General features: G+C 69.4%; 5 protein-coding genes and 1 pseudogene. 4 read left to right on the top strand and 2 right to left on the bottom strand.

Annotated elements, in window-relative coordinates:
• Window positions 1-177: 177 nt before the first annotated feature.
• Window positions 178-3,045, bottom strand: coding sequence for a non-ribosomal peptide synthetase (locus ABZV40_RS42545; RefSeq protein WP_355455292.1), 2,868 nt, complete (start codon window positions 3,043-3,045; stop codon window positions 178-180).
• Between the two features lie 198 nt (window positions 3,046-3,243).
• On the opposite strand from ABZV40_RS42545, the gene ABZV40_RS42540 reads away from it, so the two are divergent.
• The 4 genes and pseudogenes from ABZV40_RS42540 to ABZV40_RS42525 form a co-directional block, all read left to right on the top strand.
• Window positions 3,244-3,717, top strand: a complete 474-nt coding sequence (locus tag ABZV40_RS42540) for a hypothetical protein (RefSeq protein ID WP_355455290.1) — start codon at window positions 3,244-3,246, stop codon at window positions 3,715-3,717.
• 316 nt (window positions 3,718-4,033) lie between these two features.
• The gene (locus ABZV40_RS42535; RefSeq protein ID WP_355455288.1) at window positions 4,034-5,278 is read left to right on the top strand and encodes a cytochrome P450; all 1,245 of its coding nucleotides are present in this window, start codon (window positions 4,034-4,036) and stop codon (window positions 5,276-5,278) included.
• A 39-nt stretch (window positions 5,279-5,317) separates the two neighbouring features.
• Entirely contained in the window at window positions 5,318-6,052 is a 735-nt protein-coding gene (locus ABZV40_RS42530) for a class I SAM-dependent methyltransferase (protein ID WP_355455286.1), read from the top strand.
• Window positions 6,053-6,073: 21 nt separating this feature from the next.
• Window positions 6,074-6,466 (top strand): annotated as a pseudogene (locus tag ABZV40_RS42525) (class I SAM-dependent methyltransferase); the annotation flags it as partial.
• A gap of 45 nt (window positions 6,467-6,511) precedes the next feature.
• On the opposite strand, the gene ABZV40_RS42520 reads toward ABZV40_RS42525, so the two are convergent.
• Window positions 6,512-6,898 (bottom strand): nuclear transport factor 2 family protein, encoded by a 387-nt coding sequence (locus ABZV40_RS42520; protein WP_355455284.1) that lies wholly within the window; start codon window positions 6,896-6,898, stop codon window positions 6,512-6,514.
• Window positions 6,899-6,919 lie beyond the last annotated feature (21 nt).

Raw genomic sequence — 6,919 nt, 5'->3', positions numbered from 1 at the left:
GTGGGTTGTGCTCCATGCTGGTAACCGGATGTCGTCCGCAACTCGCCGTCCGGTGAGGTGGATGAAGGGCGCCTTCCTCCACCTGGTGTGGATGAAGGCGCCCTTCATCCACGTAACCGCTCGGCGGGCGAGTTGCGGATAAGACCTCTGGCGAGGTGCCTTCGGCCCCTGGGCTCGTCACACCGGCCGGGACTCCGCCACCAGCTCGGCCACCCGTTCCACGGTCGGCTGCTTGATCACGTCGGGCATCCTGAGCGTGAACGCCTTCTCGCCCACCGGCCCGACCAGCTCACGGGCCACGACGGCGACCATCGCGATCAACGACACCGAGTCGCCGCCGAGCACGTGGAAGTCGCTGGCCCCCGAGACGGCCTCGGTGTCCACCTGGAGCACGGAGGCGAAGATCCGGGCCACCGCGGCCTGGTCGTCGTCCAACGGTCCCGCGGCGACGGCCGGACCGGCGGCGGCGAAGGGGTCGGGCAGGGCCGACACGGCGACCTTGCCGTTGACCGACCGGGGGATGTCGGAGACCCGCATGATCACCGACGGCACCATGTAGGTGGGAAGGCGCTCGCCGAGGAACGACGTCAGCTCGTCCACCGAGGCAGTCCCGATCACGTAGCCGACCAGCACCTTGTCGCGCTGTCCCGGCCGCGACCGAGCCACCACGACCGCGGTGCTGACGGACGGGTGCGACTCGAGCGTGAGAGCGATCTCGGCGGGCTCGATGCGGTGGCCGTGCACCTTCACCTGGTCGTCGATGCGACCGAGGTACTCCAGGGCCCCGGACGGCAGTTGACGCACGATGTCACCGGTGCGGTAGACCCGCTCCCCCGAGGCCAGGTGCACGAACCGCTGCCGCGTCAGGTCCGGCCGCCCGCGATAGCCACGCGCCAGCTGCACTCCCCCGATGTGCAGTTCGCCGCTCTCCCCCACCGGGACGTACGCGCGGTCCGCGGAGAGCACGTGGAACGTGACCCCGTCGAGCGGGACACCGATCGGCACCGACGCGCCGGGGTCGTCGGCGTAGAAGTGGTGGGACACACCGATGGTGGCCTCCGCGGGCCCGTACAGGTTGATGATCCGGCAGTCCGGCCCGAACATCTCACGGGCCCGGACCGCCACCGCACGGGTGAACTGCTCGCCGATCACCATCAGCGTGCCGACCGAACGCGGGTTCAGCTGCAGCCTGGTGATCAGGTCGAGGTGGGAGGGCGTCAGCGCCAGCGCGGTGGCTCCGGCGTCGAAGACCTCTTGCAGCGCAACGTGGTTGAGCTCGTCGCCCATCAGCAGGATCGTGCCGCCGACCAGCAGCGGCAGGATCAGGGTGATCTCGGCGACGTCGAACGACAACGAGCACAGCAGCGGCAGCCTGGTCGACGCGGTGATCCCGTGTTCGCGGCAGGCCCAGCTCGCGTAGTTGCTCAGGGCGCCGTGGGAGATCTCCACGCCCTTGGGCTTGCCGGTCGAGCCCGACGTGTAGACGACGTAGGCGAGATCGTCGAACGACGGCGGGTCGAAGACGGCATCGGACGCCGACGCGGCCAGATCCTCCAGCACGACACCCGCGCAGCCGTCGGGCAGGCACGCCCGCGTGGAGTGCGCACGCTGCACCAGGCACACCGGCGATCCGGCGTCCGAGAGCAGGGACTGCAGCCTGCTGTCCGGATGTTTGGCGTCCATCGGCAGGTAGGCGGCGCCCGCCAGCAGCACGCCCCACGCCGCCACGATCGCGTCGGCCGTGCGGTCGGAGAGGAGCCCCACCACGGAACCGGGGCCCACCCCGCGTTCCCGCAACGCCGCCGCCACGCCACGCGCACGCTGGTCCAGTTCGGCGTAGGTGAGTGATCCGCCCGGCCCGCTGATCGCGACCGCGGACGGTGCCGCCCGCACCTGCGCGGCGAACTGCTCCACGACGCCCGCGGTGCCGGTGGCGGGGCCGCCGTCCAGCACGTGCGGGGGCAGCGCCAACGACGACGCGAGCCTGTCGAGGAGCGTCGCCACCCCCTCGTCGGACCACCAGGCGATGGTCATCTCGGTGCGCCCGCCGAACTCGACGATGTTGATGTTGGGCGGTCCGCCCGGCTCCGGCGGCACCAGCAGGAACACGCCGGTGGCCGTGAACCCGTCGGTGCTGAACGCCTCCGGGTCGACCCGGCCGAGGTTGTTGACCGCGGCGACCCGGGAGAACGTTCCCTCGCGGCGCGCACGGCGGTGGTACGAGCGCACCATCATGCGCAGCACGGGAAGTGGCGCGCGCAGGATGTCCTCGCCCGGCGCGTGCACCGTGCCCTTGCGCTCGGCGAGAACGGTCAGCAACTGCTGGTGCGTGGCTTCCCACGACTGGCCGGCGGGAATGTCCAGCGACACGGTGAGAGCGAGGTTGGAGGTCGAGTCCAGCCCGGGGTGGAACACGCGCAGGTCCACCGGAATGCTGATCGGCGTCACCGGCAGGCCGGACAGGCGCGCGATCTCGGACGCCACCTTGGCGACGATGGCGGGCTGCGTGCCGTCGATCGTCCTGCGGTGCCACGTGACGGGTCCGGGCCCCATGGGCACCGCGGGCCGGAGGCTGAACTCCTGGCCGGACGCGTCGGCCTGCCGCAGCAACGGTTCGTCGATGTCCAGCGCGGTCGAAACCGACGCGGCACCGACGAGTTCGTCGCCGCGCAACGCCCGGAACACCTCCGTGGCCCACATCTTGAGGCCACGTGCGTCCATGACGGCGTGCGAGGCGCGGAACACCACGGTGGTCCCGCCGACCAGCAACACCTCGCAGTGGTGCTTGCGGGGCAGCCGCAGTTTCAGCGAGATGTCGTCGACGACCCGGACCGGAGGCGTCACCCCGCTGTCCACCCAGGACTTGCCGCGCCGGCGTAATCGGGCACCAGGGCACGCGGACGACGCCGCGGCGACCGCCGTCCGGAGAGCGGGGAGATCAATCGTGCCGACGCCTTCGACACAGAGGTTCATCACCGGCGCGAACGAACGCGGAAACCCCAAGTACCACCGCTCGAACGGCACCACAGGTCTCTCGAAGACCATGACGTCCCACCTCTACCTGTCCACGTCCCCCTACAAGGTGAGATAAGTGCATCGGGGAAACTCTGCAAAAACGACTAAGCCTCACATAACCGGTAATTGCGGTTCCTGCCCGCAGGCACAGGTACGTCATCGAACGAACTCCGGATCCCGCGGCGAAATCCGCTGGACCCGTTCCGGTCGCGCTGATCTGCTGAGCCGGTGATCGCTGAACACGTGCTGGAGATCCTCGCGGCACTGCACGGCACCGACGTCTGGATCGGCGGCGGCTGGGGCGTGGACGCGCTGGTCGGCGAGCAGACCCGGCCGCACGGCGACCTCGACCTGATGCACCGGGAGGAGCAGGAGCCGAGGGTTCTCGCGGCGCTGGGCGCGCTCGGGTTCGCCGAGACGTTGTCGTGGCGGCCGGTGCGGTTCGTCCTCACCGGTCCCGGCGGCCGCGAGGTCGACCTGCACCCGCTGCGGTTCGCGCCGGACGGCAGTGCCGAGCAGTCGTCGCTCACGCCCGGCGAGCCGTTCCGCTACCCGGCGGGCTGCTTCGTCACCGGCACGATTCTCGGCGTCACCGTGCCGTGCCTGTCCGCCGCGCAACAGCTCCACTTCCACCAGGGCTACGAACCGCGCGAGCGCGACCTCCACGACCTGGCGTTGCTGCAAGCGCTCCTGCGGGCATGAACTCCGGTCGTAGGCCAACTGCACGCGCGCGGCTGCTCCATCCGCCTCCGAGGCCGATTTGAAATACCAATGGGAAAGTCAGCCCAAAAGGGCAACGTTCGGCCGCAATTATTCCTGACGACAGGAGAAGAAATTCTCCAGGCAAGCACATCTGCGCAGCTCAGCGGCCAGATCGAACAAAATCGGTTGGGCGCGAACCAGTTTCGGACGTTCCGGAACTGGCCGAGGTTCAGTTCTTTCCCCAGTTTCTCGCGGCCTAGAACTCGTGCGTCCCTCGCATTGCCGACCGACCGAACAATCGACCGAAGAGGACGCCATGACGACAGCCTCGAAGCCGGACGCCGCACTCGACGCGATGAGACCCGTGTTGCCGGCCGACCTCATGGACCGCGCGGGCACGTTCCAGCCGGCACCACGGCTCGCACGGCTCAGCTCGGCCGGGCCGATCCACCAGATCGAGCACAACGACGAGCCGCTCTGGCTGGTCACGGGGCAGGACGCGGCCCGCACGCTGCTGTCCGACCCGCGGATGAGCGCGGACCGGTTCAAGGTCAAGCGGTTGCGGGACAAGCTGTCGCCCGAGATGCGCGACAAGTTCGCCGACGCGGAGAGCCGGGCCGGGTCGTTCATCACCACCGACCCGCCCGAGCACACGCGCTACCGCCGGCTGCTCGCCCGCCAGTTCACGATGCGGCGGATGCGGGCGCTCACCGCGCAGATCGAGGAGATCGTCAAGGGCCGCGTCGACGCGATGATCGCCGCGGGACCGCCGTCGGACCTCATCCGCGACTTCGCGCTTCCCGTGCCGTCACTGGTGATCTGCGAGCTGCTCGGGGTGCCGGCGGCCGATCGCGGGCACTTCCAGGACGACACCGTCGAGCTGCTCGACCTGGCCACCGACCTGGAGGGCCTGATCGAGGTCGGCACCCGCATGCACCGCTACATGTGGGGGCTGGTCCAGCGGAAGCGCGCCCGGCGCGAGGACGACCTGCTGTCGGAACTGGCGCACACCAGCGACATGTCCGACGACGAGATGGTCGGGCTGGCGAACCTCCTGCTGATCGCCGGTCACGAGACGACGACCAACATGCTGGGGCTGGGCGTGCTCGCGTTGCTGGACCACCCGGCGCAGCTCGCCGCGTTGCGCGACGACCCCGGCCTGATGGACACCGCGGTCGAGGAGATGCTGCGCTATCTGTCCATTGTGGATACCGGAATCGTGCGTTACGCGTTGGAGGACGTGCGGATCGGTGACGTGACGATCAACGAGGGCGACACGGTGATGTGCTCGGTGATCGCCGCCAACCGCGATCCGGCCGAGTGCCCGCGGCCGGAGGAGTTCCGCATCGACCGGCCGCGCAGCAGGCACCTGTCGTTCGGGCACGGCGTGCACCAGTGCCTGGGCAACGAGCTCGCGCGCATCGAGATGTCCGTCAGCTTCCGGGAGCTCCTGCGGCGGCTGCCCGGTCTTCGGCTCGCCGTGCCCGCCGAGGAGGTGCACGTGCGCACGACGTCGACGATCTTCGGCGTGAAGCACCTGCCGGTCACCTGGGATCTCTAGCGAGAAAACTCGCTGGCCTCCGGGACTAGCGTGGGGTTCGTGCACGGATTCAACCCGAGCTTCGGCCCCGAAACCGCCCGCAACTACGACAACTCACTCCGCGGCGACGAAGACGAGACGGTCCGGTTCCTCGCCGGGTTCGGCACGAGAGCACTGGAGTTCGCGATCGGCACCGGCCGCATCGCGTTGCCGCTCAAGGAAACCGGTGTCCACGTCGACGGCGTCGAGCTGTCACCGGACATGGTCGCGCGCATGCGGGAGAAACCCGGCGGCGCCGACGTCGACGTGACGATGGGCGACATGTCCCGCGTCGGCACCGGCCGCACCTACGAGCTGGTTTACCTGGTGTACAACACGATCTGCAACCTGCTCACCCAGGACGACCAGGTCCGCTGCTTCGAGAACGCGGCACGCCACCTCGAACCCGGCGGCGCGTTCGTGATCGAGAGCGGCCTGCCGACCTGGGCGGCGCGGCCGAGGCACCAGTTCATCGACGTGGAGACGCTGGAGCTCGACCGCGTCGGGTTCGACGTCAACCGCTACGACCCGGTCACGCAGATGCTCGACGAGAACCACGTGGAGATCAGCGCGGACGGCATCCGGTTCGGCGCGATCCGGCAGCGGCTCACCTACCCCGCCGAGTTCGACCTCATGGCGCGCATCGCCGGGCTGCGGCTGCGCGACCGCTGGGGTGGCTGGAACGGTGAGCCGTTCACCGCGGACAGCAGGCGGCACATCAGCGTGTACGAGAAAACCGTTGGCACACCGGGATAGCGCGTCGCCAGCTTCGGTCAGGTGATCTACGAGGACCCGAGGGCGTACCTGCTCGGCCTGGAGGGCATCGCCCTGTTGCGAGCCTTCACCGGAGAACACGACCGCAACTTCGTGGAAGCCCGGATCGCGGAGATCCGCGAAGTCCTCGCCGACGAGACGCTGGCGGACGCGACAGTGGAGGTCGGCCGGCTGGAGGCGATCGCGGGCTACCGGTTGTGGTCGGCGACGTACGACCGGCCCAACTCGGCGTTCGACCTCGACGAGCCCGTGGTCGAGGAGATCGTGGGGGAACTGCCCGCGGGTGTCGCCGTGGACGCGGCGTGCGGGACCGGTCGCTGGGCCGAGTTCCTGGCCGCGCGCGGCCATCGGGTCATCGGGGTGGACAGCTCACCCGAGATGCTCGCGCGGGCGCGCACTCGGGTGCCGGCGCGGGTGCGCCGGCGCTGGTCATCTGGCACTTCAGCCGGACGTGACCTCGGCCTTGATCTGTTCGAACTGCGCGGCCATGGCCTCCGACAACGCCTGTGCGGCGGACAGCGGCCGCACCATCACGGTGAACTCGTCGATCAGGCCGTCCTCGTCGAGGTGCAGGAAGTCGCAGCCCTGGATCTCCTTGCCGCCCACCTCGGCGCGGAAGACGAGCGCGTGGTTGCGGCCGTCGTGGATCTCGCGCTCGTAGCGGAAGTTCTCGAACACCCGCAGCACGCCGCGCAGGATCGCGGCGGTGATGGGCTTGCCGGGGTACGGGGCGAACGCGACGGGGCTGGTGAACACCACGTTCTCGGCGAGGCAGGCCGCCATCGCGTCGGTGTCCCGTGCTTCGACCGCCTTGCGGAATGCGTCCACGACCAGACCCTCACATACTCA

The sequence above is a fragment of the Lentzea sp. NPDC004782 genome, assembly GCF_040609115.1.
GTDB lineage: Bacteria > Actinomycetota > Actinomycetes > Mycobacteriales > Pseudonocardiaceae > Lentzea.
The sequence above is the reverse complement of the archived record's forward strand: the minus strand, read 5'-3'. Positions and strand labels throughout refer to the sequence as shown.